Source organism: Luteibacter jiangsuensis, assembly GCF_030812295.1.
GTDB classification, from domain to species: Bacteria; Pseudomonadota; Gammaproteobacteria; order Xanthomonadales; family Rhodanobacteraceae; genus Luteibacter; species Luteibacter jiangsuensis_A.
Genome location: NZ_JAUSSK010000001.1, coordinates 434,882 through 457,953, shown reverse-complemented (window position 1 = coordinate 457,953; position 23,072 = coordinate 434,882). Strand labels below are relative to the sequence as shown.

Here is a 23,072-nt window from a genome sequence, read left to right as displayed (position 1 = left end):
TGCTTCGGAATCGGCAGCTCCGGCCGCTCACCCTGCCAGCAGATCGTCACCACCCACCCTGTCGGCTCTGTCTGCGAGCAACTCATCCAGCTGCGCGAACTGTTCGGGCAGGCCTTCCGCCGAACCAGCGATGGCTTCGTCGAGGGCCGCACTCGTGGGATAGATTTCGTGCAGGGTGACCAGCGTCTTACCGGCATGTTCTTCGAAGGTGACCGTGGTCACGGCGCCCTGATCGCTCTCTTCGTTCGTCCATACGAGGCGCTTGTCCGGCGTCACCTCTTTGTACGTGCCGAAGAACGCCATCGGTTGATCGAAGGCCGGATGGCGGAACACGAGTCGGTACGTGCCCCCGGTGCGAATATCCATGTCGCACGAGACCAGCGACATGCCCGCCGACTTCGGAACCCACCAAAGTTTGAATAACTCGGGCTTGCTCCATGCTTCGAAGACGATGTGCACGGGTGCATCGAACGTTCGCGTCACGACGAGCTCGCGATCGGACTTGCGGTTCACGGCGGTCTGGTTCACGGCGGCACTACCTTCTCTTGCGTTGGTCATCTGCCTTCTCCTTGCGTTTCAGGTGTTCGACAAGCTCGTCCAGCGCGTCGAAACGCGCGCTCCAGAGTTGGCGGTGCCGCTCGATCCAGGCGGCTTCTTCTTCCAGCCGGCGCTGTCCGAGCTTGCAGGTTCTTACGCGCCCGACCTTCTCGGTGGTCACGAGCCCCGCCTGCTCCAGGATGCTGACGTGCTTCTTCATGCCCGTGAGGGTCATGTGAAATCGTTGGGCAAGGTCGGTGATCGAGGCGTTTGAACTCCCGAGCTGCTCCAACACGCCGCGTCGGGTGACATCGGAGAGCGCGGCGAACGTTGCGTCGAGGCGGGCTTGATAGTGAACCATGTGGTTCACAGTAAGACGAGCATGGGAGATTTGCAACCGGGGCACTAAGATCTCCCGCGTCACTCCAACGCGAGGAAACACCCACATGAAGAAGCTGGTAACCGGGATCGTTCTCGGAGCTATGCTGACAAGCGCCGCTCAAGCACAGACCAATGCAGGCGACCAGCAATCCGATCCCGATCTTCCCTTCAACATCACGAAGGTGACTAGCCTCGATCTTCCCTGGCGCATCGCGTTCCTGCCCGATGGCCGCATGCTGGTGACGGAGAAAGTCGGCCGGGTAGCCTTGGTGACCCAACAGGGCGCCAAGACCGACATCAAGGGCGTGCCGGCCAGCTATGTCGAAGGTCAGAACGGCATGCTGGGCGTCTTCCTTTCGCCCCACTACGCCAGCGACCACTATGTTTACCTCACGTACGTCGCACCCGGCGACTATGGCGGTGGCCTGGCGATGGGCCGAGGCAAACTCGTGCTGGAAGGCGATCAACCCCGGCTGGACGACTTCCAGGTGCTTTGGCGACAGATGCCCACGGGCAAGGGTGGTCAGGCCGGCGGCCAGATCGCCTTCTCGCCCGACGGCAAATACCTCTTCCTCAGCGTGGGCGACCGCCAGCGCTTCACCCCTGCGCAGGATCCCGATCAACCGGAAGGCAAGATCCTGCGGTTGACGCTCGACGGCAAACCCGCGCCGGGCAATCCGTGGGCTGGAAAGGCCGGTGCCCGCACCATTCCGCTGATCGATCCGGCGACCGATACCGAGGCAGCCAAGACGGCCCCCGTCGTCAGCACATATACCTTCCCCGGTCCGAACCTCACGCCGGCCGAAACGTGGTCCACCGGCCATCGCACGCCGTATGGCCTCGCCTTCGGTCCCGATGGTCGACTGTGGGAACTCGAGCACGGCCCTCGCGGCGGCGACGAGTTGAACCTGATCCAGCGCGGCAAGAACTACGGCTGGCCACTGGTTTCGTATGGCATCAACTATAACGGCGTGCCTATCCCCGACGCCGATGCGCGGGCCGATCTCGTCAAGCCGGTGATCTATTGGGTGCCGGTGATCGCGCCAGGCAACCTCATGTTCTACAAGGGCAGCCTGTTCCCGCATTGGAAGGGCAGTGCCTTGGCTAGCGGCCTTATCAGCGAGGGAATCATTCGCATCGCCTTCGACGGCAAGGGCGGCGCCACCGCCGTACAGCGCTGGAGCATCGGCAAACGCGTCCGCGATGTCGAAGAGGCGCCGGACGGCTCGCTCTGGTTACTTGAAGACGCCGAACCGGGTGGCCTGTTCCGCCTCACGCCGAAATAAGAGTTCAGGCCGAGGATCCTTGTCCTGCAGCCGGGGCGGTGTCGCGCGCACGCGCGACACGCTTGAGCAGCAAGGGTCCGAGCACATGCAACGCCGGCCGCGGATCGTTCCACCGGAATACGTGCAGATCCGCCCTCGCCCACTGCATCGCCAATCGCAAGGCCGTGCCGATACCGGGCTTCTGCGTTCGCCCGAAGCTGGACAGGTCATGGTGAAGATCGACGCACAACTTGCCGGTCGGATAACTTCGTGAGGCCACCCGCACCGGCTCGCCGAGCGCATCCCGCCAGGCCATCTCGCACACGTTCACCCCATGGCGGGCTGCGAATTCGACATACGTCCATGCGCGCGTGTTGACTTCGATGATCCTGAACTGGCCGTCCCGTGGATCGCGCTTGAATTCGGCGCTGAAGATGCCTCGGTAACCCACGCTGTCGAGCAGGCGGCGCACCTGCCCTACAGGCTCCTCCATCCCAGCCAGCGGAACCGAGCACGAGCAGGAGCTGTTTCCGAAATCGGGGGGAGACATGCGCATTCGCTGACGGACGAACAGCCCGGGATAGGCGCCGCTGGCGTCGCGGAATCCATCCACGAAGAAATGCTCGGTCGCGGGTCCGGGGATGTATTCCTGGGCCATGAGCGAGAAGCCCTGGGCATGCAGACGGGCCCACGTATCCCTCAGCTCGTCCCGTGTGCGGACCCATACACCCTTGACACCGACGACGTCGCTGAAACGTTGCGAATTCACAGGCTTGATGAAAACGCGCTGGAGCGTTTCCATGGGAACCGCATCGACCTCCGCGAGCGAACCCAGGTGGAAGGTTCGAGGGTGTGGAATTCCCAAGCGCTCCAAGTGGCGGGCAAAGCTGGCCTTGTCCTGCAGGAGCGCCTGGACTTCATGGGTGGCGGTGGATACCGGGAATCGTTCCTGGAGATCGGACGGCAGACCGGACAGCCACAGGGCGATGTCGTCCGCGCCGGCGATCAGGACCGCACGCTCCAGCGGCACCGCGCGCAACGCATCCTCCGCGGCGGGGCCCGGGCGACCATCCCACGAGGCTCCCGGGACAGGCCGGTACCAGCGCGATCGCGTGGTAAGGTCGCCGGACGGGCATGCCACATAGGCGGGAATTCCTGCCATCGCCACGGCACGCAGGATGCCGAGTGCCGTGGCCCCTTGACCCATGACGATGACCGGCACACGGCCGGCGTCGACGACGTTCATGATTTCCCCCTCGCGCGCGCCGCCCTGCTTGGTGACGGTTCCATTACATTCCAAAGATGCGCGAGGCGGCAGTCGACCGCATGGCCTATCCTGCGATGCCTGCCCTTAGCTCGATCGGCATACCCGGAGTCGGCCGCACCCACTCGGCGTAGGGCAGGAAGCGCCGCGTCCAGATTGTGGCCATGTAGGAAGGTATGGCAGGCGTACCACCGGGGTGGGTTTCGCTCAGCTGCCTCGGGTAGCCACCACCGGTGGCACCGCAGCGGCGCGAAGCGCCGGTCCTAGTACAGCGAGCTGGCCGATCGACCAAAGCGCGATCGCGCCCGCCGGGAGATAGATCGAAGGCAGCCGCGGCAATTCGTAATGCTGCATCAGAAACAGGTTCATGCCGTAGGCCAGCGCCATGCCAAGTGCCACGCCAATCGTTGCCAGCAGAAAGTTCTCGGTCTGGAAATACTGCAGGATATCTCTACGGGTGGCGCCCAGGGCGCGTCGTACGCCGATGATGTGACGACGCTGCGCGACCCAGAAGCTGACCAGTCCGGCGATGCCCAATGCGGTGATGACGAGCATCGACAGGATAACGCCCAGAAGCACGCCTGCCATGGCTCGATCGCTTTCAAAGAACCGTTGGCGCAACTCGTCGTAGGTGCGTTGCTGGAGCACGATACGATCGGGATCGAGCTGCTTGAGCGCAGCCAGCGCAGATGCCAGCACGCGCTCGCGATCCCCCGCAGCGGTGCGGATCACGTAGCTTCCCCCTTCTGTAGAAGTCAGGCGTATCGGGTAGACAATGCTGTACTGCGCCCCCAACTGTAGCGCGTCGGGCCGTGCCAGCGGGGCACTCACCCCTATCACCTGCAAGGGTATGTCGTTCCCGACGTAGATCGTTTTACCAAGCGCGTCCTGGCCTGGCCATAGGTGGGCGGCAACTGCCTGGGAGACGATCACGTTGTGCGGCAGATGTTTCAGGTCACTGCTGTGCAACGCAGGCATGACGGCCTTCAGATCAAGTAGTTCTTCGGATTGGAAATCGCGCCCGGAAACCAGCCGAACGCCCAGCGTGGATAGCAAGTTCTGTCCGTAATAGCTCGCCACCTGGAGCGACTCGTGCTGTTGGTGGGGGCGAAGCTTGATGCCACTGTTGGACATAGCGTAGCCGCTGAGCGGAAGCTGGTTTGCCAGGGCCACCGCCTGCACTCCGGCAATCTGCCGCAGCGTGGCCAGATCGGTTTGCGCCTGCGCGTAGGCATCCGGTCGATCACCGATGTACGCTAGCTGGATCTGCAGGAGGTCGTGTTCGGCGATACCGCTGGGAATGTCCATGCGCTGTAGGCGTTGATGAATGAGAAACACCGCGTTGCACACGATGGCGCAGGTCAGTGCGATCTGAAGGATCAAGAGGGCTGCCGTGATCTTGTGCCGGAGCAGCGTGGAGAGGATCGGCCGGATACCCATGTCAGTGCCCCTTCAGTTGCAGGCCGGGGCTGACACGACAGGCGCGCCAGGCAGGCAGCACCCCGGCCAGGAGACTGGCTCCGAGTGCGAGCACGAATGTCAGCAGCAGCATCGCACCATCCAGATGTGCCAGCGGTGCGTAGTCCGTCGGCTGTCGGCGCACCATCCACAGACCCAGGCAAGCCAGCAGCAGGCCACCCAGACCACCGGCCAGGCCAACCACACCCGATTCCACCAGCAACTGGACGAACAATGCCTGCCGCGATGCGCCCAGTGCTCGGCGCACTCCCAGTTCGGGCGCGCGACGCAGGAACTTGGCCAGCATCAGGCCCATCGTGTTGACCAGGCACACGAGCAGGAAACCCAGCGCCAGCCAGGTTTGCAACTGGATATCACCCGGCACGACATGCTGGTAGTCCAGCCACTGCATCAGGTTGCGCAGCCTTACGTTGGGTGGACGCGGGAAGCGACCCAAGGCTTTTTGTTCCTGTGAGTAGTGGATGAGGAACTGCCGGTATGCGTTAGCCCTGGCCGGCGTGTACAGCTGCACCCAGAACTGCAGCCACACGCAAGGTGCCACGGGAGTGGCGTCGGCACCGCCATTGCCCCAGCACCCGGCACTGCCGAGATGCGCGAGGTGCAGGTCCTGCGAGGTGGACAACGGCAGATAGACGCCTTCATCGCTGCCATAGTTCTTGACGTTGAGGTCATAGAAATGCGGGTTCGGACGCCAGTCCCCCAGCACGCCGATGATGCGCAGCGCGTGCCCGTCCGCGCGCAGCATGCGTCCGCGGCTGTCGCCACCACCGAACAGCTTGTCGTTGAGCTTGTTGCTGATCACGACCACGGCCGCCCTGGCCGCATCCTCGGACGCGCCCCAGGCATGGCCATACTTGAACGGCACGTCGAACATGGAGAAGAAATCGGCCGTGGTGTAGCGTGCGGGCTCATAGAACGGATCGAGCGCGGACTGCGCCGGCTGGATGGCCACCGATCCGCCTGTCATCAGCGCTTGGCGATCCGCCCGCTTCGCCCGCAGCAGGTTCATGCCGTCGATCCAGGTGACCTGATCGGGTGGTTCATCCTCGAGTCGATAGCCCCCCATGTCGCGCGGATCGAGCTGCGCTGCATACAATGTGCTGCTGATGCGGGGCAACGGATCGCCCGACAGCACATGCAGTACCGTCAACGTGGTCATGCTGGCACCGATGCCCATCGCGATCGCTACCACCATAAGTGCGGTAAGCGCCCGGTTGCGCCTAAGACTGCGCAATGCCATATCGAGGTAGTAACCAAACATGCCCTTCCTCCCCTGAACTTTCCACGTCACAAGAGAGACATTGGTCCACTGCCGGCATTCCGTCAGCGGAATCGGGGTGAAAGGAGGCGCTGGCGTGGCGAAGTGGCCGTTACTGGCCCAAGCGGGCGAAGAGAGCCTCGCGATATCGGCGACTGAGCCGAAGCACCCTGCCGTTGTGCAGGTGGATCTCGTAGTCGCCTTTGAACAACGGCGTGAGCGATCCGATCGACCTGAGGTTCACCGCGGTCGATTTATGGACACGTACGAAGTGCTTCTCACCCATCTGGGCAAGCAGGTCCTGCAGCGTCCTGCGCAGCACATAGGTGCGCGCCGCCGTGTTCACGTGGACGTAGTTGTCGTCGGCCTGCAGCCATTCAATGGATTCCGTGTCGATCAGCTTCAGCCGTTCGCCATCCGGCACCAGCAAACGCTCGCAAGACGGGGAGCGCTCGCGCCCGATCGCCACGGCGGCGGCACCGGACTGATGGGCCTGAAGCCGTTCCCTCACCCGCTGCACGGTGCGTGTAAGACGATCCCGGTCGTAGGGCTTCAGCAGGTAGTCGATCGCGTTGAGGTCGAACGCCTTCACCGCATGCTCGTCAAATGCGGTCACGAACACCATAAGCGGTGCGTTCGACGGCTCGAGCTGCGCGGCGACCTGGAGTCCCGACAGCATCGGCATTTGGACATCGAGAAAGGCCACGTCCGGGTGAAAGTGCTCGATGCAATGCGACGCCGACAGTCCGTCCTCCGCCGCGCCAACCACCGTCACGCCGGGTTGCTCCGACAACCACTGCGCGAGTTTCTCGCGGGCCGGAGCTTCGTCGTCGGCAATCACCACCCGGATCATGGCGTGGCATCCGCCATCGGTATCGAGACGCGTGCGGCAACCCCATCGCCATCGTTATGGACCAACAGGCACGCCTCGTCTCCGTAGATGATGCCCAGTCGCTCTCGGCAGTTGCGTATGCCGATCCCATCACGTGGCTCCTGCACCAACCTGGAGCCCGAGTTGCTAATAACAATTTCCAGGGACCGGGCCACGCGCCGGACATCGACCATGATGCGCACGTGTGCCACCGTGGGCTCCACACCGTGCTTGAACGCGTTCTCCAGCAGGGGTTGCAGCAACAGTGCCGGGACGGGAGTGTCGAGCAGGGCCTGGTCGACCTGCCAATCCAGCGTCACGCGATTTCGGAACCGCTCGAGCATGATGTCCGCATAGAGCTCCAGCGTGCGCAGATCTTCGGCAAGCGGGGTCATCTCATGCTCGTTGGTGCGAAGACTGATTCGCAGCAGATCTCCCAACGCCGCCACCAGGCGATCAGCACGTGTCACGTCCTTATGCATCAGGGCGGAAATCGTGTTGAGTGCGTTGAACAGGAAATGCGGTCGCAACTGCCCCTGCAACTGGACGAGTTGGGCTTCTGCCAGCGCTCTTTGCATCTGCAACAAACGGCGCCACTGGAGTTGCCACTGCCCGAAGGATTCGATACCAAACAGCACCCCGATCCATAGCCCTGAGAAATACGTCAGCTTGAGGCTTTCATAGACAACGACGAAGCCCCAGCCAGGATGCGCGTAGGTGCGACCCACAGCGGCGTAGACGCCATGCCGTATAGCGTAAACCACCGTGATCCAGGTAATGACGACCAGCGGCAACCATCGCAGATAGCGACCGAGCCAGCTCAAGGGTCGGTCCAGGTACAACGCGTAGCTCCTGCGAGCCTCTACCCCCAGCACCATCCATCCGGTTGAAACCAGCGCCGAACTCCCCTCCCACAGGACAGGCTCCCACCACCGGACGAGCGGGTTATGGAGCTCGTTTCCAATGGAGACGCTGACCATGAGCAGCCAGAACACCACCCACAGCACCCAGAACACGACCAAGGTCTTGGGAGGCAGCGTCACACCGTCGGCAGCGTGGACGCCTGCCGATGGTTGGCGAGGTCGCATGTTCATTGGCTCGAGTGTAGCCGCGCCCACAGCGCCAATGGATCTTCATGTGGCAAGCGGGACATGCGTGGGGCGAGGCGGACATCTGCGCCGCCCCACCCTCGATAACTTGCTGTTGTCCCCAGGTCCCCGGAAGAAGAACGCCCGCACCAGCGAGGCTCTCAGGCCTTTTTCAAGAAGCACACCTTGAGTACGAGGCCCTTGATCTTCTCCGAATTCCCTTCGATGTGCTCGGCATCGCCATCCACCAGGCGGATGCCACGGATGACCGAACCTTGCTTAAGTGTGAGCGACGAGCCTTTCACCTTCAGGTCCTTGATCACCACGACGGAGTCGCCGTCGGTGAGCACGTTGCCATGGACGTCTCGCACCGATACAAGCCCCGCCTCGGCTTTCGTCGACAGCGGGGACCATTCGTGCGCGCAATCTGGACAAATGTACATGTCGCCGTCGGGATACGTGTTTTCCATGGCGCAAAGCGGGCAAGCTGGGATATCTGAGGTTTCCATGCAAAGGCTCTCTTATCGGTAAGACAAATACATCATTTCTTTGGGATACCGCCGAATATCACCCACACTCACTTGCGCCGTTTTTGACGGCCCAGCGCATCGAAACGGGAAGGCGGTACCAGGTGTTCGAGAATCGTCTCGAACAGCGGACTTGGCTCGTTCGGCTGCTGGACATGCCTGCCAACGGCGGCGGCGGCCAACTGGCTCATCTCGAGCGCGAGGGGCACCGTGGTCTCCGTCCAGTGGGTCAAGTCGAGTGCACCGAACTGGGATGCGCTATCCAGGTACGGCAAGAGATCGCGATACGCCTGCTGTTGCGAATCGTTTTGCGGGTGCCCCTTGTCCGCGGCAATCACGAGACGGCATGAGGCTTGCTTCGTGCTCTTGAGGTAAGCGCTATAAGCGGCCAGGCATCCGGAGAACAGCGAGCGGTGACGCGATGCGTCGCCCCCCTTGGCCCCGCGGGCCTCATGCTCCACCACGGCGACCGAAAACCGAACCGGAAGGCGGCGAATCAGGGCCGCCAGCGTACTTTCCGCCGCCCCAGGATCGCGCTCGAGCGGCAGCGCCAGTTGTGGTGCTATCTCGTGAACCCAGGATGTGCCGCCCTTGACCGGTATGCATAGCGCCATCATGTCGCCGCGCACTTCACGCAGGTTCGCCACGGCTTGGGTCAATGCGGTCCACGCCATGGGAACCGTAGGCCAGCACATGACCTGTACGAATACGTGCCTGTCCTTGCCAATGGACGCGTACTCGCCAAGGAACGCCACCTGCTCCGGGCGCAATCCGATCCTTGACGGCGAAACGTTTCTGGCTGCAGCCGCGGCGGATCGTGCCGCGGTGCTGGCGGGTTTACCGGCCACGGACACGGCGCTTCCCTTCCTTGTCGGATGCCTCATCGGACAAAGCCTCCTCTTCCGCGTGCCAGGGGCGCCCCGAGGCGCGCTCTATGTACTCCCTGATGAGGCGGCGTACGACCTGGGACGGTGTCGTGTCCTCGTCCGCGCACAGGCGCTCGAAGACAGCCTTCTTGCGTGGGTCGATCAGGATGGTTAGTCGAGCGGTACGGTTTTCGGTGGGCATGCCTGGTCAGCCTAATCACATTACATGTGTATTCTATTATAATACGATTCGTATTCAATCTGGCTTGCCCGGGGGGAACGATGGACGCAGCGGCCGCTCGCAAGTACCTGCGCCTGTATCTGCCGAAGCTCTACACGGTGCTGTCCGAAGGCTATCGCTGGCGCGATCTTCGCAGCGATGCGATAGCGGGCCTGACCGTCGCCATCGTGGCCTTGCCACTGGCCATGGCGCTGGCGATCGCCAGTGGCACCACGCCGGAAAAAGGCCTTTACACCGCCATCGTCGCGGGTTTCCTGATATCGGCCCTGGGCGGCTCGCGTGTCCAGATTGGCGGGCCCACCGCGGCGTTCGTCCCCGTGGTGTTCGTGGTCATCCAGAAGTTCGGGTTCGGCGGTCTGGTCCTGTGCACGCTCCTCGCTGGCCTGATGTTGATCGGTGCCGGCCTCTTGCGGCTCGGCACCCTGATGAAGTACATGCCACAACCGGTCATCACGGGGTTCACCGCGGGGATCGCGGTCAGCATCTTTTCCAGCCAGATAAAGGACGCGCTCGGGCTGACCATGGCCACCGTGCCCGCCGATTTTCTCGAGCGCTGGATCGCGTATATGCACCAGCTTCCCACCACGCAGCCAGCGACCCTGGTGCTCACACTGGTCGGCCTTGCCGTGATCGCGGTGATACGACGCTGGCGGCCGGGATGGCCTGGCTTTCTGATAGCCCTGCTTGTCTGCACGGCGCTGAGCATGGGTTTCGCCTTGCCCGCCGAGACGATCGGCAGCCGGTTCGGTGGGTTACCTTCGACGCTGCCGGATTTCAACGTGCCGCATATTCCCTTCGAGCGCACGCGCGAACTGCTGCCGAGTGCGTTCACCATCGCCTTTCTCGCGGGCGTGGAGTCGCTGTTGTCGGCCGTGGTGGCGGACGGCATGACCGGCGGCCGACACCGTTCCAATGGCGAACTGGTGGCACAGGGCATCGCCAATGTCGGCTCCGCGTTGTTCGGCGGCCTTCCCGCGACGGGGGCCATCGCGCGCACCGCGACCAACATACGGGCCGGTGGCAAGACACCGATGGCCGGCATCATCCACGCCGCCCTGCTGCTGGTGTTCATGCTGGTCCTGGCGCCCCTGATGAAGTTCGTGCCCCTCGCCGCCCTGGCCGCCGTACTGCTGGTAGTGGCCTGGAACATGAGCGAGATTGAACATTTTCGCCACACCCTGTCGGCGCCTAAAGGCGATGGATTGGTGCTGCTGCTGACCTTCGGGCTGACCGTATTCTTCGATCTCACCATCGCGATCGAAGTGGGCCTGGTGGTGTCGGCCTTCGTCTTCATATTTCGCATGGCGGAAGCGGTCGAGGTCAGTGCGGGCATCAAGCTGCTCGACGAAAACGGCGACGATCGCGCCATGGGCGACGACACCTCACAACGTACCCGGCTACCTCCCGGTGTGGAGGTCTTCCAGATCAGCGGCCCCTTGTTTTTCGGAGCGGCCAATCGGCTGGACGATCTACTCGATCAGTTCCAGAAGCCACCCGGCGTCTTCATCCTTCGCATGCGACTGGTACCCATCATCGATGCCAGCGGTGTCCACGCCCTCAAGACCTTGCTGGAGCGCTGTCGCAGGCGTGGCACCGTACTCGTCGTCTCGGGCCTGCAACCTCAGCCACAACGGGTGATCCGGGCCATGGCACTGCACCCACGCGAGAACGAGTTGTATTTCGTCGACAACTACGAGGCCGCGTTGGCACTCTCGCAAGAGCTAAGCGTCAGGCATTCCTATGCCGAGAACAAAAAAGGACCGGAACCGAATGACACCAAATGACCGGACCATCGAGGCACTGCGCCGTCGCATCCCCTCGTTCACCTGCATCGTGGGCTGCCATGACTGTTGCGGGCCGGTGACCGCTTCGTCGGAAGAAGTGGCGAGATTGCCCACCCGGACCGAAGCCGAACATGCCAAGGCACTGTCCGATCTGAGCTGTCCGTACCTGGGCAAGCATGGTTGCGAGGTTTACGGTGAACGCCCGCTGATCTGCCGCCTGTTCGGCACGACACCACGGTTGCCCTGCCCGAACGGAAAGCGGCCGGTGTACATGATCGATACGAGGACCGAGGCCGAGATCCACCAGTTCCTTGCGCGGACACGGCAAGTGCTGCTGTAAAACCGATCAGTCAAAGAACTCCATGCCTGCATATGGCTTACGCCGACATTGTTCAAGTCGCGAAGCCAGGTTGCCGACATGCAGCTCCAGGCGATGCCCGTCTGGATCCAGGAAATAAAACGAGTCCCCTTCGCTAGCGTTGATTTTCCACTCGATGACATTGCGCGACCGTAAAAAGGTCGCCAATCCTTCAAAATCGTCCTGCTCTACCGAGAACGCATAGTGCGTGTAATCAGGGTGTTCTTGCGAAGCACGCTCCTCATCGCGGGACAAACAAAGCCAGAGATCGCCAAGCGTAAGGTAGGCCCCCGCCTCCCAGCGGGCGGCCAGCTTGAAGCCGAGTAACCCCACATAAAATTCGACGCTGCGAGGAAGGTTCGCCGTCGCCAATGTAAGGTGATTCAAGCCGATCAATTTCACGGATTCACAGGCTTCTTGAACCGAAGCATGAAACGATCCGTCTTGCCCTTGACCGCGGGATCGAACACCTTGAGGGTGTGATCGTCAGCCGGACTGGCCAGTAGCGACGATTCCTGATCCAGGACGAAGCCCGCCTTCTCGACTTCGGCCTTGACGGTCGCCGGATCGATGCGGTGCAGGTCTTCGGTGTTCTGGAGACCCTGCCCCTTTGCCGCGGCATGGTCGACGATCACGTAGTAACCGCCGGGCTTGAGCAGCTTGAAGATGGCCTGGTTGAAGCCATCCACGCTTGCTCCCTTCATGAAGCTGTCGTGGAAATCGTGATAGTTCTCGAAGGTCCAGACGACATCGAACGTATTGAACATGCGCGGTGGGGGCTGCTGGGCCAGCGGATCCGAGACGGCTTTGACGTTCCCGCGCCCCGGCTCGGCCGCAACGGCTTTGGCGACCGCGACCGGGTCGCTCTTGAACCCGGCGATTTCCGCGGGAACGTAGGCGTAAACCTTGCCCTTGGGGCCGACGACCGGGGAGAAAAGCCGCGTCCAATAGCCGCCGCCGGGCCATACGTCCATCACGGTGTCGCCCGCCTTGACCTTGGAGAAAGCCACCAGCTCCGCGGGGCGGCGGACGGCGTCCTGTTCGGTGTCTTTCGCCGGGCGGTGCGCATCGGCGACGGCGGCGGCGATGGCCCGGTTGGCGGGAGGCGGCGTTGCCGCCGTCACGGCGGCGGAAAGAACGGCTGCGGCAAGGACCACGGTCACGGTCACGAGGGTGGATTTCATGCCTCGACTTCCTCTGGGCGCCTGGCCCTTCGATGTGCGGAAGGCCGAGCGTAATCCTGTGACGCCCCGCCCGCCAGACCCCACGCCACGCTCCCGTTGCATGTGGAACGGTTCCGTTCAACCGGCGATGGATGCCGTGATGTTCGCACCTGACGGCTTGCGCTGCACATGCTCACGGCACAGCTGTTCGACAAGCGCACGATGGTCCGGCAGGTCATCGAGCGCACGAATGGCGGCCTGCTGGATCATCGCGAACTCCTGGCGCGCCGCTTCCATCTGCGGATAAGCGCTGCGCATGGGCTCGAGATCGGTCTTGAACTCCATCCCATACAGAATGTACTGCCAGCTGGAAGTCATGAACATTTCCAGGTCGCTGACGAAATCCAACCGATGCGGTGGGCGCTGCTTCCACTTCTCGAGCTTTTCCTGCAGGGTTTGCGGGATACTGGCAAAGTCGGCGTTGTCGATCCAGAACGGCGAGTCACGCCGCCGGCTCAGGCAATAGTGCATCTTGATGAAATCGATGATGCGGTCGTAGCGTGCGACCATCATCTCATTGAAATGACGCGCGGCACTTTCCATGTTGCCGGTGTCGCTGGGCAACAGGTGCGTGAGCAGGTAGGTCGCCAGTTCGATCAGCGCGATGCCGGTGGATTCCAGTGGCTCGACGAAGCCACCGGCCAGACCCACCGCCACGCAGTTCTTACGCCAGTGCTCGGGACGGTATCCCGTCTCGAACTTGATGTGCATGGCCTTCAGTCCTTCGCCGGCACGGCCCAAGTAGCGCCGGAAGACTTCCTCGGCACGATCGTCGGTCGTGTGCCGCGATGAATATACATAGCCGGAGCCACGCCGCTTCTGCAAACCAATGTCCCAGATCCACCCTGCCTCCTGGGCGGTGGAGATGGTGTACGAGGGGATCGGTGCGTCGGGGGTTTCGTACGGCACCTGCATGGCCACGGCGCGATCGGCGAACAGCACGTCCGCACGACTGCGGAAGGGGGACTGCATCACGTTGCCGATCAGCATGCCGCGCAGTCCGGTGCAGTCCACGTAGAGATCGGCGGTGAGCTCCCCCTCCTCCCTCGTCACCAGGCGCGCGATGGCGCCGTGCTCGTCCAACTCCGTGCGCTCCACCGTCGCCACATGGCGCACCACGCCAAGCGCCTGCTGGCCGTGCTCGGCGAGCACGCGCGCGAAGCAGGCGGCATCGAAGTGGAAGGCGTGATTCATCGGCCCCTGATAATCCGCATCCCTTGCACGCCGGGGCGCGCGCGCGTGATCGACCAGGGTGCTCTGCATCGACACGGCTTCGGCGAACGGCATGCCCTCGGGCGCGGCCCCCAGCAGCCAGTACGGCAGCAACTCGGGGCCGCCCGGACGCTGACTGGGTACGTTGAAAGGATGAAAGAAATGGTCCGCGCCGGGGGTTCCCGGCGGCCGTACCCAATGACGATAGTGGATGCCCTGCTTGTACGTCGCGGTGGCGCCGACCAGGAAGCGGCGCTCGTCGAGGCCGATGGCCGACAGCGTGCCGCGAATGGAGGGGAACGTGGCTTCGCCCACGCCAAGCAGGCCGATGTCCGCCGATTCCACCAGATGCACCTGCACGCTCCGGGGATCGACGGCGTTGACCGCCTTGGCCAGATAGCACGCTGCCAGCCAACCGGCGGTGCCACCACCCACGATCAACACTTTCTTCAGACGCGCCATGGTGTATCCCCGCCGGTGCCGCACGATGGAAGAAAAGAATTGCCGGGCCGCCCCACGCGGACCCGGCAAAAACGCCATTCACGGGGAAGATAGGCGACGCTCCTTCGAGCGTCGCCGGCAGAACGGCAACCCTCAGGCGGCACCTGCGTCATACGGGCCGCCGTGCATCACGTCAGAACCAGACGCCGACCTGGACGCCATAGGTACGCGGCGCGAGGTACTGCGACACGTACTGCAGCGAGCCGTCGGACATCTGGAAACGGCCAGCGCTGGTGCGGGTCTTCTCGTCGGACACGTTCTGCACGTACGCGTTGACCCACCACTTGTCGCCCGGCTCGCTGTAACGCAGCGACAGGTCGCCACGCGTGTACGCCTTCTGCCGGTCGCCCGCCCCCAGGTTGAAGTAGCTCAACCACTGCGAGCTCTGGTACTGCGCGCTGACGCGCGGCGTGAGACGTCCGCCGTTGGCAAGGTGGAACGTGTGCTCGTAGATGCCGGTGAGCGACACGTTCGGCGCATGCGGCAGATCGTTACCGGTGACGTTCATGCAGTTGGCGAGATTGGACTCCGGCGGACATGCCGGCAGGCCCTGGTAGTCGTTGGACCCCGCGTAGACCAGCCTGCCCAGCTCCTTCTTCGGAATGGCCGAGAAGATCAGGTTGAAGCGATCGTCCTTCTGCTGATAAGCCAGTTCCGACTCGATGCCGAACACCTTGGTGCTGCCGCCCACGTTGGAGAAGCCCAGGCCGTGGTTGCCGTCCGGATAGACGATGGGCGCGGAAAGCTGGAAGTTCTTGAAGTCTTCGTAATAGATGGCCGAGTTCCACGTCATGTGGCCATCGAGGAAGGTGAACTTGCTGCCGATTTCATAGTTGGTCAGCGTCTCGGGCTTGTACAGCGTGCCCGCGTCCTGGGTGCCGCCCGACTTGTAGCCGGTGGACACGCTGGCGTAGAGCAAGCCGTTCTCGCCGACGTCGGTATCCAGGCGCACCAGCCAGGTCGGCTTGCTCTTGCTGTACTTGGCGGTGTTCCGCTGCGAGATGGCGAAGCCGTTCGACGGGTCCGGATACACATCCGGAGAGATCGGCACCTGCGGCACGTTCGGATCGTAGTTCCAACCCCAATTGATGCCGCCCTTGTTCTCCTTGTCGTCATGCGACCAGCGCACGCCGCCGGTGAGGCGCCAATGGTCGTTGAGATGCCAGGTGGCCTGGCCGAACAACGCGTACGACTCCACCGTTTCCTTCGGCTGGATGAAGGAGCCCTGCCAGCTCACGGTGCCGTAGCGCGTGCCGTTCATGATAGGGATGTCGAAGCGGATGTCGTTGTCTTCGTAGCCGTAGTACGCACCGAGGATCCAATCCACCGTCTGCGGCCCGGTGGACTTCAGGTTGATTTCCTGGCTCCAGCTCTTGTAGTTGGAATCGTTGGTGCGGTCGTCCTGGTAGACGCCATTGGTGGTGAAGCTGGTCGGCACGCTGACACCGACGTCCTGGTCGAAGTCACTCTTGCCTGAGTATTTGTTGTAGCCGGCGATGTAGCTGAGCTGCACGCCGTCGTTGATGTTCCAGTCCATGCGGCTGCGCACCGTATGGGACGTACGGTCCAGGTACGGCGCGGTGTCGATCAGCGCGGACCAGAAATCCTGTCCCTGGCGCGGCGTCTGCATCAGGCTGAGGCTGGGCGTGCCGCGATCGCGGAAGTACTCGTACGACAGGTTCCACTTGAACGCATCGCTGGGCTGCCACAACGCACTGACGCGCGCGGCGGACTGATCCTGCGAGTTGTACTTGTCGCCGCCCTGCACGTACTGGCCGGGGTCGATCGGTTTGAAGTTGGCCAGCGAGCCCCCGGAGATGGGCGAAGCGAGATACGCCTGCTGCTGCTGCGCCACCGTGGGCAACTGGCCCGACGGCTTCTGGTAATCGACGTAGCCATCGTGTTGCTGGTGCACCACGGCGACACGCATGGCGAAGGTGTCGCTGATGGGCAGGTTGAACGCGGCACGCGCTCCGCTCTGGTTGAAGTTGCCCGCTTCGACCTGCGCATTGCCGTAGAAGCCCGCGCCGATATCCGGTTTGGCCGTCTGGAAACTGATGGCGCCGGCGGTGGAATTACGCCCCCAAAGGGTGCCCTGCGGACCACGCAGCGTTTCGACGCCATCCATATCCAGCAACAGACCCGACGCGGCCTCGGCGCGCGGTGCATACACGCCGTCGACGAAGGTGGCCACTTCCGGGTCGGCGTACTCGGTCTTGGCGCTGTCGTTGCCGATGCCGCGCATGGTGAGCGTGACCACGCCATGATCGCCCTGCGACGTGCCTTGCAGGCCTGGCACCAGCTTGGTCAGGTCCTGCACCGTCATCACGCGCTCCCTATCGAGCGTGTCGACGGTGATCGCCGTGACCGCCACCGGCGTCTTCTGAAGCGGCGTCTCGCGCTTGGTCGCGGTGACCGAGACGGCATCGAGATTCTGTACTTTCCTTTCGGCGGCCGCTGGATTCTTGGACGGCGGGTTTTGTACGGCTGCGTCCTGGTCCGCCGCTAACAGCGTGCCCGGAGCGAACGCGAGTGACATGGCGACATACAACAGCTTGTGACGCAGATTCATCTGGCTCTCCCCAACTATCGTTCGGATAAGTGTTGTCCGCCGCACGCGTCGGCCATGACAAAGATTTCCCCTACTCCCCCAGCGGCGCCCACACCCCGATGACAGCGCTGTCATCACTGGATAATAGAGCGCCATGGCGATGAATGCTTGCCGCACGGCAGCACGTCATCGAGGCATTACAAACTCTTGCTACACAGCCCTTCGCGTTGCTTGCCGAGTCTTTCAACAACCGGATATTGGTGCAAAGCAAATAGACATCCTGGCGTCCGAACCACGAAGACGACCTTCATGGTTTGTCCCCGTGACTCGGGCACGCCAACGTTCGGTCGGCGACCGTACCAAGAGACACGTCAGTGATAGCGACCTGGCCGCCGGAATGGCTGGACCATTCAAACGGCCGGTCTATCCTGCTCATGTTCGCGCCGGCGTCGCGGAAGCATTTCAACGGAATGCCCACGCGCAACCACTGCCCTTGCGGCAAGGCGGAAAGCTGCTGCCCCACGGGAACGCTGCCACTGCAACCTTCACCGCAACCGACGCCGATGGTCGAGGTGTCGCCCGGTGACACTGCGTCGACTTTCAATGTGGTCACCAGCAAAACGTCACCGTTGGTTTCGCGGTCCACGTCGAGTGGCGCGGGCGCCACCAGCTCGACAGTTGCGGTACCGGCACTGGTACCGGACCAGGTCAGGCTGCGCGCGTCTTCCTGCGCTTTGTAGTCGAGCGCGCCGATGTGCAGGCTGCCGTCCGGCGTGGCGGCCGGCACGGCGGCGACATTCGTGGTCTTGCCGTTCGCGCCGATCAGGCGAACCACGAAATCCCGTGCCGGCTTGCCACGGGTGAAGTAGACGCCGGCCTGCCCGGAGCTCAGTGCGACTCCGGCATCCTCGGACAACGTACTGGTAGTCCCATGATCGGCATAGGTCAGCCCGAAGCCGTAGGGGAACTGCGGACGCCCGCCTCCTGCGGCGGCGCCGACCGGTACCTGTACCGCGCTACGTGGCCACGCATAGGCCAGCTTGCCGTGGAAATCGTGCGCTACACGACCATCAGGGGCACGCAGCAGCACGTCGGCGATGCCCTCGCCTTCGCTGCCCGGGAGCCACGCCACCACGAAGGCATCGGCGGCGTTGATCTCGCGATTCACCCAAAGTGGCCGTCCGGTCAGGAACACCGCCACCACGGGAACGCCCTGCCCGCGCAGCTTGCGAAGCATATCGAGGTCGCGATCGTTGCCCGGACGGTATGCCAGGTTCGGCAGGTCTCCCTGGAACTCGGCGTAGGGGTCCTCGCCGAACACCACGATGGCGACATCGGGCTTCTGCTTGTAGTCGCCATCCACCGCCAACTCGGCGCTGCCGCCAGCCGCCTTCACCTGTGCCTGGAGACCCGCCCAAACGGAAGTGGCTCCCGGGAAATTCGCATTGGTGAGGCCCGTACCCTGCCAGGTCAGCGTCCAGCCGCCGTTCTGCTTCGAGATGTTGTCGGCGCCGTCACCGGCCACGAGGATGTGCTTGCGCGGATCGATCGGCAGCACCTCCCGGTTGTTCTTCAACAGCACCAACGACTCGCGTACGGCACGGCGCGCCAACGCACGGTGCGGAGGACTCCCGATCACCTCCGCCGACCTGACCGCCAGCGCATTGGCCGATGGCAGCCCGGCCTCGAACATGCCCAGGCGCATCTTCACCCGCAGGATGCGTGTCACCGCATCGTCGACGCGGCTCATCGGAATCACCCCCGCCTTCACCTCGGCCAGCGTGTTCTTGTACAGCCCTTTCCAGGAGTCGGGCGCCTCCAGCATGTCCAGCCCGGCGTTGTATGCCGCGGCGCAATCCTCATTGGTGCAACCGGGCACTTGACCGTGCGCGTTCCAGTCGCCCAGGACGATCCCATCGAAGCCCATGCGCTCCTTCAGCACGCCGGTGATCAGGGCGGTGTTGCCGGCCATCTTTACCCCGTTCCAGCTGGAGAACGAGACCATCACCACCTGCACGCCGGCCTTGATCGCAGGCGCATAGCCGGCCGCGTGCACGTCGCGCAGCGTCTCCTCGCTGACCTGGGCATCGCCCTGGTCCTTGCCGTTATGAGTGCCACCATCGCCGACGAAATGCTTGGCGGTAGCGATCACATGCCCTGCATCGAGGAAGGCGGGAGTACCCGGTTTGCCTTCCAGTCCTCCGACCACGGCGGCGGCGTATTCCGCCACCAGCACCGGGTTTTGCGAATAGCCTTCGTAGGAACGGCCCCAGCGCACATCCTGCGGCACGGTGAGCGTGGGCGCGAACGTCCAGCTGATGCCGCTGGCGCGCAGTTCCCGCGCGGTGACTTCTCCGATGTCGTGGATCAGTTGCGGATCGCGCGTGGCGCCCAGCGCGGAGTTCTGCGGGAATAGCGTGCTGCCGACGAGGTTGTTGTGGCCATGCACGGCATCGATACCGAACAGCACCGGGATCGCCAGTCCACCGCGCGATGTATCCATGGATGCGTGGTAGAACGCGTCGGACAGCGCCTGCCACTGCGAGGCGACAGGAAACGGCTGGCCGGGAGGTTTGGAGTTGCCACCGGCCAGCACCGAGCCCAGGCGGTACTCGCGCACATCGTCCGGGGTCACGTACTTGATGTCGGCCTGGATCATCTGGCCGACCTTGTCCTCCACCGACATCTTCGCCAGTAGAGCCCGGATGCGGGATTCGATCGCGGGGTCGGGCGGCAGCGGCGATTGGCCTTTTGGCCACCGCTCCGGGTGAACGACGGTGCCATCGCCAGCCATGGCGGGTACGGTCATGAGCAACGCGCTGGAAAAGGGCAGCGCCACGGAAAGGCTTCGTAAAAAAAGGCTCGATCGCTGCAGCAATGGCACGGCAAAGCTCCCTGCTGGCGCGCCGGCGGCACGCTTCCGAGCCGCATCCTGGCAGGAATGACAGCGCTGTCAATTTGCGTTGCAGCATGAACCTCGCCCGGTTTGGCGACGTCCTCTCAGGGTACGGTGGCAGTGGAGCCGCGGATCTGCAGGGAGAAAGGTATCTGCACCAGCCGGCCGGTGCCGTGACCGCGTAACGCGCTCAGCAACTGCTCGGCGGCGATCTTCCCCATCTCGCGACTGGGTTGCTGAACGGTGGTGAGGGCCGGCCACAGCTGGCGCGACAGCGGTGTGTCGTCGAAGCCACAGACCGACAGGTCGTGCGGTACTTTCAAGCCATACTCGCCCGCCGCCCACATCACCCCGGTGGCCATGTCGTCATTGGCGGCGAACACCGCCGTCGGTCGCTCGGCCAGTGAAAACAGCTGCCTAGCGGCCTCCACACCCGAGCCGAACGTGAAAGCGCCCTGCACCACCAGGGCCGGATCCTCGGATAAGCCCGCGGCGGCCATCGCCTCGCGATAGCCTGCAAGCCGCCAGCGGCTGGCGCCATGATCCGCGATGCCGACCACGTGGGCGATCCGCCGGTGGCCCAATCCGAGCAGATGCTCCACGATCGCACGCGCGGCGCGCTGCTCGTCCATCGTCACGCCCAGGGTTTTGCCGCGCCGCAGCGGCGACACGCTGGCATAGGGCACGTTACGCTCACGCAGGCGTTTCAGCAGCGGCGCATAGTCGGTGATCGGCGGGGTCAGCACGACGCCGTCGGGGTGATGGTCGGAAATCAGCGCATCGAGGCGACGGATGAAATCGCCATCGCGCATACGCAGCGGTCGCACCATCATGCTATAGCGATGCGCGTCACAGGCCTCGAGCACGCCGTCCTGGATTTCGGCCAGATAGGTCGAGGACGGGTTGTCGTTGTTGTCGTACAACATCGCTACCAGGAACGAGCGATTTCCCGCCAGGCTTCGCGCCGACGGATGCGGGCGATAGTCCATCGCCTCCATGGCGGCGCGCACGCGTTGACGCGTGGCGTCCGTCACGTTGGCCTCGTCATTAAGCACGCGCGACACCGTCTTGGGCGATACGTTCGCTGCGCGCGCCACATCTTCGAGGCGTACCCGCATGGATTCTCCGCTGTCATCACACTGTCGATCGACTATGCCGCCAGACCCCTCTGCTTTACAAGGGTGACAAAGGGCCCCGATGCTGCGACCGCAGCATGCGGGATGGGCCAGCCCATGACATAACTGTTGCTGGAGGAGATACCCATGACCTGGATCAACCACAACGCAGACCGCCGATGACGGAGAGATCCGCACTGTCGTTCTGGCAGATATGGAACATGTGCTTCGGCTTTCTCGGCCTCCAGTTCGGCCTCGCGCTACAGAACGCGAATGTCAGCCGGATATTCCAGACACTGGGTGCGGACGTGAATGACATTCCCGCCCTGTGGATCGCCGCGCCGCTGACGGGGTTGATCGTGCAACCGATCATCGGTCACTACTCCGACCGCACCTGGAATCGGCTGGGACGTCGCCGGCCGTACTTCCTGGCCGGAGCCGTGTTCGCCTCGCTGGCGCTTCTATGGATGCCGAACGCGCCGGCGTTGTGGATGGCCGCCGGTTTGCTGTGGATTCTGGATGCGTCGATCAACGTGTCGATGGAGCCATTCCGCGCCCTGGTCGGCGACCAGCTGCCCACGCGGCAAGGTCCCACGGGTTTTGCGATGCAGAGCTTCTTTATCGGCGCGGGCGCCGTGATCGCCTCCATCCTGCCCTGGGTGCTCGCGCGGTTCGGCGTCGCCAACGTGGCGGCGGACGGGGGCATCCCCGATACGGTGAAGTACGCATTCTATGTCGGTGGCGCGGTACTACTGGGTGCCGTGCTCTGGACCATGCTGACCACACGCGAATACCCGCCCGCGCAACTGCGATCGTTCACCGACAACGTGCCTGGAAGGCCGTCGGCGGATGTATCACACGCCGGGCGACCGGGTTTGCTACTGCTGCTCGCCGGTACCGCCGTACTGTTCGCGATCAGGCATTTCGCGCTGGAAAAGGAGGTCTACCTGCTGGCCGGGGGCCTGATCGTGTTCGGCCTCCTGCTCACCTGGCTTAGCCGTACCCGTAGCCACGGCATGCTGCGCGAGGTGATGGGCGACCTCTATGGCATGCCCATGTCGATGCGGCGACTGGCCGGGGTGCAGTTGTTCTCCTGGTTTTCGCTGTTCGCCATGTGGATCTACACCACCGCGGGCGTGACGCAGACGATGTACGCCACCACGGATACCAGCTCATCCGCCTACAACGAGGGAGCCAACTGGGTTGGCGTGCTGTTCGCCGCGTACAATGGATTTGGCGCGCTGGCCGCCGTGGTCATCCCGCGGATGGTGCGCCGATGGGGCCTGCGCGTCAGCCACGTGATGAACCTGTGCCTTGGTGGCTTGGGGCTGCTGTCGTTCCTGTACATCCGCGATCCGCGCTGGCTACTCGTATCGATGATGGGCGTCGGCTTTGCCTGGGCTTCGATTCTATCGTTGCCTTATGCGCTGCTCTTGGACCATCTGCCGACAGCGAAGATGGGCGTCTATATGGGCATCTTCAATTTCTTCATCGTGATTCCGCAGGTGCTCGCCGCCAGCATCCTCGGCCTTCTGCTACGACTGTGCTTTCACAACCAGCCCATCTGGGCACTCGGCCTGGGCGGGGCTGGCCTGCTCATCGCGGGTTTGTGCACGCTGTACGTCCCCGAGCCCGAACGCCGGACTTAGGCACGA

At 63.3% G+C, this 23,072-nt stretch carries 21 protein-coding genes; 5 read left to right on the top strand and 16 right to left on the bottom strand.

The genetic code is table 11. The features are described from left to right. Positions 1-27 precede the first annotated feature (27 nt). Positions 28-558 (bottom strand): SRPBCC family protein, encoded by a 531-nt coding sequence (locus J2T07_RS02030; protein WP_306846896.1) that lies wholly within the window; start codon positions 556-558, stop codon positions 28-30. Then, positions 536-943: an ArsR/SmtB family transcription factor gene (locus J2T07_RS02025; protein ID WP_306846895.1), complete on the bottom strand. Its 408-nt coding sequence runs from the start codon at positions 941-943 to the stop codon at positions 536-538. Before J2T07_RS02025 ends, J2T07_RS02030 begins: the two co-directional genes overlap by 23 nt. A 40-nt stretch (positions 944-983) precedes the next feature. On the opposite strand from J2T07_RS02025, the gene J2T07_RS02020 reads away from it, so the two are divergent. Beyond that, positions 984-2,204 carry a PQQ-dependent sugar dehydrogenase gene (locus J2T07_RS02020; protein WP_306846894.1) on the top strand — a complete coding sequence of 407 codons (1,221 nt, stop codon included), beginning with the start codon at positions 984-986 and terminating at the stop codon, positions 2,202-2,204. 4 nt (positions 2,205-2,208) lie between these two features. Here the strand turns inward: J2T07_RS02020 and J2T07_RS02015 are convergent, their stop codons facing one another. The 8 genes from J2T07_RS02015 to J2T07_RS01980 all read right to left on the bottom strand — a co-directional run bounded on the left by J2T07_RS02015 (position 2,209) and on the right by J2T07_RS01980 (position 9,738). Further along, positions 2,209-3,429 (bottom strand): hypothetical protein, encoded by a 1,221-nt coding sequence (locus tag J2T07_RS02015; protein ID WP_306846893.1) that lies wholly within the window; start codon positions 3,427-3,429, stop codon positions 2,209-2,211. A 225-nt stretch (positions 3,430-3,654) separates the two neighbouring features. After that, on the bottom strand, positions 3,655-4,887 hold the full coding sequence (locus J2T07_RS02010; protein ID WP_306846892.1) for an ABC transporter permease: 1,233 nt from the start codon (positions 4,885-4,887) through the stop codon (positions 3,655-3,657). Position 4,888: 1 nt separating this feature from the next. Beyond that, positions 4,889-6,187 carry an ABC transporter permease gene (locus tag J2T07_RS02005; protein ID WP_306846891.1) on the bottom strand — a complete coding sequence of 433 codons (1,299 nt, stop codon included), beginning with the start codon at positions 6,185-6,187 and terminating at the stop codon, positions 4,889-4,891. A gap of 109 nt (positions 6,188-6,296) precedes the next feature. Further along, complete coding sequence (locus J2T07_RS02000; protein WP_306846890.1) at positions 6,297-7,037, bottom strand: LytR/AlgR family response regulator transcription factor; 741 nt, start codon at positions 7,035-7,037, stop codon at positions 6,297-6,299. Further along, on the bottom strand, positions 7,034-8,143 hold the full coding sequence (locus J2T07_RS01995; protein WP_306846889.1) for a sensor histidine kinase: 1,110 nt from the start codon (positions 8,141-8,143) through the stop codon (positions 7,034-7,036). The genes J2T07_RS02000 and J2T07_RS01995 overlap by 4 nt, the downstream gene beginning before the upstream one ends. A gap of 161 nt (positions 8,144-8,304) precedes the next feature. Then, positions 8,305-8,652, bottom strand: a complete 348-nt coding sequence (locus J2T07_RS01990; protein WP_306846888.1) for a zinc ribbon domain-containing protein YjdM — start codon at positions 8,650-8,652, stop codon at positions 8,305-8,307. Between the two features lie 68 nt (positions 8,653-8,720). Continuing rightward, the gene (locus tag J2T07_RS01985; protein WP_306846887.1) at positions 8,721-9,440 is read right to left on the bottom strand and encodes a hypothetical protein; all 720 of its coding nucleotides are present in this window, start codon (positions 9,438-9,440) and stop codon (positions 8,721-8,723) included. 67 nt (positions 9,441-9,507) lie between these two features. Continuing rightward, positions 9,508-9,738: a CopG family transcriptional regulator gene (locus J2T07_RS01980; RefSeq protein ID WP_306846886.1), complete on the bottom strand. Its 231-nt coding sequence runs from the start codon at positions 9,736-9,738 to the stop codon at positions 9,508-9,510. 80 nt (positions 9,739-9,818) lie between these two features. Here J2T07_RS01980 and J2T07_RS01975 point away from each other — a divergent pair, with 80 nt between their 5' ends. After that, positions 9,819-11,561 carry a SulP family inorganic anion transporter gene (locus tag J2T07_RS01975; RefSeq protein WP_306846885.1) on the top strand — a complete coding sequence of 581 codons (1,743 nt, stop codon included), beginning with the start codon at positions 9,819-9,821 and terminating at the stop codon, positions 11,559-11,561. Next, the gene (locus J2T07_RS01970; protein WP_306846884.1) at positions 11,548-11,901 is read left to right on the top strand and encodes a YkgJ family cysteine cluster protein; all 354 of its coding nucleotides are present in this window, start codon (positions 11,548-11,550) and stop codon (positions 11,899-11,901) included. The genes J2T07_RS01975 and J2T07_RS01970 overlap by 14 nt, the downstream gene beginning before the upstream one ends. 6 nt (positions 11,902-11,907) lie before the next feature. Here J2T07_RS01970 and fos read toward each other — a convergent pair whose 3' ends face one another. From fos to J2T07_RS01945, 5 genes are all read right to left on the bottom strand, one after another. After that, positions 11,908-12,315: a fosfomycin resistance glutathione transferase gene (gene fos / locus J2T07_RS01965; protein WP_306847930.1), complete on the bottom strand. Its 408-nt coding sequence runs from the start codon at positions 12,313-12,315 to the stop codon at positions 11,908-11,910. Between the two features lie 2 nt (positions 12,316-12,317). After that, the gene (locus J2T07_RS01960) at positions 12,318-13,103 is read right to left on the bottom strand and encodes a class I SAM-dependent methyltransferase (RefSeq protein ID WP_306846883.1); all 786 of its coding nucleotides are present in this window, start codon (positions 13,101-13,103) and stop codon (positions 12,318-12,320) included. 117 nt (positions 13,104-13,220) lie between these two features. Further along, positions 13,221-14,816, bottom strand: a complete 1,596-nt coding sequence (locus J2T07_RS01955; RefSeq protein WP_306846882.1) for a tryptophan halogenase family protein — start codon at positions 14,814-14,816, stop codon at positions 13,221-13,223. Positions 14,817-14,988: 172 nt separating this feature from the next. Further along, positions 14,989-17,427, bottom strand: coding sequence for a TonB-dependent receptor (locus tag J2T07_RS01950; protein WP_306846881.1), 2,439 nt, complete (start codon positions 17,425-17,427; stop codon positions 14,989-14,991). 286 nt (positions 17,428-17,713) lie between these two features. Further along, entirely contained in the window at positions 17,714-20,215 is a 2,502-nt protein-coding gene (locus J2T07_RS01945; RefSeq protein WP_306846880.1) for a glycoside hydrolase family 3 protein, read from the bottom strand. Between J2T07_RS01945 and J2T07_RS01940 the strand changes: the two genes are divergently transcribed. Further along, on the top strand, positions 20,214-20,351 hold the full coding sequence (locus tag J2T07_RS01940; protein ID WP_306846879.1) for a hypothetical protein: 138 nt from the start codon (positions 20,214-20,216) through the stop codon (positions 20,349-20,351). The genes J2T07_RS01945 and J2T07_RS01940 overlap by 2 nt on opposite strands. A gap of 55 nt (positions 20,352-20,406) precedes the next feature. On the opposite strand, the gene J2T07_RS01935 is transcribed toward J2T07_RS01940, so the two are convergent. Beyond that, positions 20,407-21,420: a LacI family DNA-binding transcriptional regulator gene (locus J2T07_RS01935; RefSeq protein WP_306846878.1), complete on the bottom strand. Its 1,014-nt coding sequence runs from the start codon at positions 21,418-21,420 to the stop codon at positions 20,407-20,409. 176 nt (positions 21,421-21,596) lie between these two features. On the opposite strand from J2T07_RS01935, the gene J2T07_RS01930 reads away from it, so the two are divergent. Continuing rightward, positions 21,597-23,066 (top strand): MFS transporter, encoded by a 1,470-nt coding sequence (locus J2T07_RS01930; protein ID WP_306846877.1) that lies wholly within the window; start codon positions 21,597-21,599, stop codon positions 23,064-23,066. Positions 23,067-23,072: the final 6 nt, after the last annotated feature.

What these genes read in the sequence shown, in the direction of transcription:
- J2T07_RS02030 (WP_306846896.1), bottom strand. Translation starts at nt 558, where the DNA reads ATGACCAACGCAAGAGAAGGTAGTGCCGCCGTGAACCAGACCGCCGTG.
- J2T07_RS01995 (WP_306846889.1), bottom strand. Translation starts at nt 8,143, where the DNA reads ATGCGACCTCGCCAACCATCGGCAGGCGTCCACGCTGCCGACGGTGTG.
- J2T07_RS01930 (WP_306846877.1), top strand. Translation starts at nt 21,597, where the DNA reads ATGACGGAGAGATCCGCACTGTCGTTCTGGCAGATATGGAACATGTGC.
- J2T07_RS01990 (WP_306846888.1), bottom strand. Translation starts at nt 8,652, where the DNA reads ATGGAAACCTCAGATATCCCAGCTTGCCCGCTTTGCGCCATGGAAAAC.
- J2T07_RS02015 (WP_306846893.1), bottom strand. Translation starts at nt 3,429, where the DNA reads ATGAACGTCGTCGACGCCGGCCGTGTGCCGGTCATCGTCATGGGTCAA.
- J2T07_RS02005 (WP_306846891.1), bottom strand. Translation starts at nt 6,187, where the DNA reads ATGTTTGGTTACTACCTCGATATGGCATTGCGCAGTCTTAGGCGCAAC.
- J2T07_RS01975 (WP_306846885.1), top strand. Translation starts at nt 9,819, where the DNA reads ATGGACGCAGCGGCCGCTCGCAAGTACCTGCGCCTGTATCTGCCGAAG.
- J2T07_RS02000 (WP_306846890.1), bottom strand. Translation starts at nt 7,037, where the DNA reads ATGATCCGGGTGGTGATTGCCGACGACGAAGCTCCGGCCCGCGAGAAA.
- J2T07_RS01970 (WP_306846884.1), top strand. Translation starts at nt 11,548, where the DNA reads ATGACACCAAATGACCGGACCATCGAGGCACTGCGCCGTCGCATCCCC.
- J2T07_RS01935 (WP_306846878.1), bottom strand. Translation starts at nt 21,420, where the DNA reads ATGCGGGTACGCCTCGAAGATGTGGCGCGCGCAGCGAACGTATCGCCC.
- J2T07_RS01960 (WP_306846883.1), bottom strand. Translation starts at nt 13,103, where the DNA reads ATGAAATCCACCCTCGTGACCGTGACCGTGGTCCTTGCCGCAGCCGTT.
- J2T07_RS01955 (WP_306846882.1), bottom strand. Translation starts at nt 14,816, where the DNA reads ATGGCGCGTCTGAAGAAAGTGTTGATCGTGGGTGGTGGCACCGCCGGT.
- J2T07_RS01980 (WP_306846886.1), bottom strand. Translation starts at nt 9,738, where the DNA reads ATGCCCACCGAAAACCGTACCGCTCGACTAACCATCCTGATCGACCCA.
- J2T07_RS01950 (WP_306846881.1), bottom strand. Translation starts at nt 17,427, where the DNA reads ATGAATCTGCGTCACAAGCTGTTGTATGTCGCCATGTCACTCGCGTTC.
- J2T07_RS01945 (WP_306846880.1), bottom strand. Translation starts at nt 20,215, where the DNA reads ATGACCGTACCCGCCATGGCTGGCGATGGCACCGTCGTTCACCCGGAG.
- J2T07_RS01940 (WP_306846879.1), top strand. Translation starts at nt 20,214, where the DNA reads ATGAGCAACGCGCTGGAAAAGGGCAGCGCCACGGAAAGGCTTCGTAAA.
- J2T07_RS02020 (WP_306846894.1), top strand. Translation starts at nt 984, where the DNA reads ATGAAGAAGCTGGTAACCGGGATCGTTCTCGGAGCTATGCTGACAAGC.
- J2T07_RS02010 (WP_306846892.1), bottom strand. Translation starts at nt 4,887, where the DNA reads ATGGGTATCCGGCCGATCCTCTCCACGCTGCTCCGGCACAAGATCACG.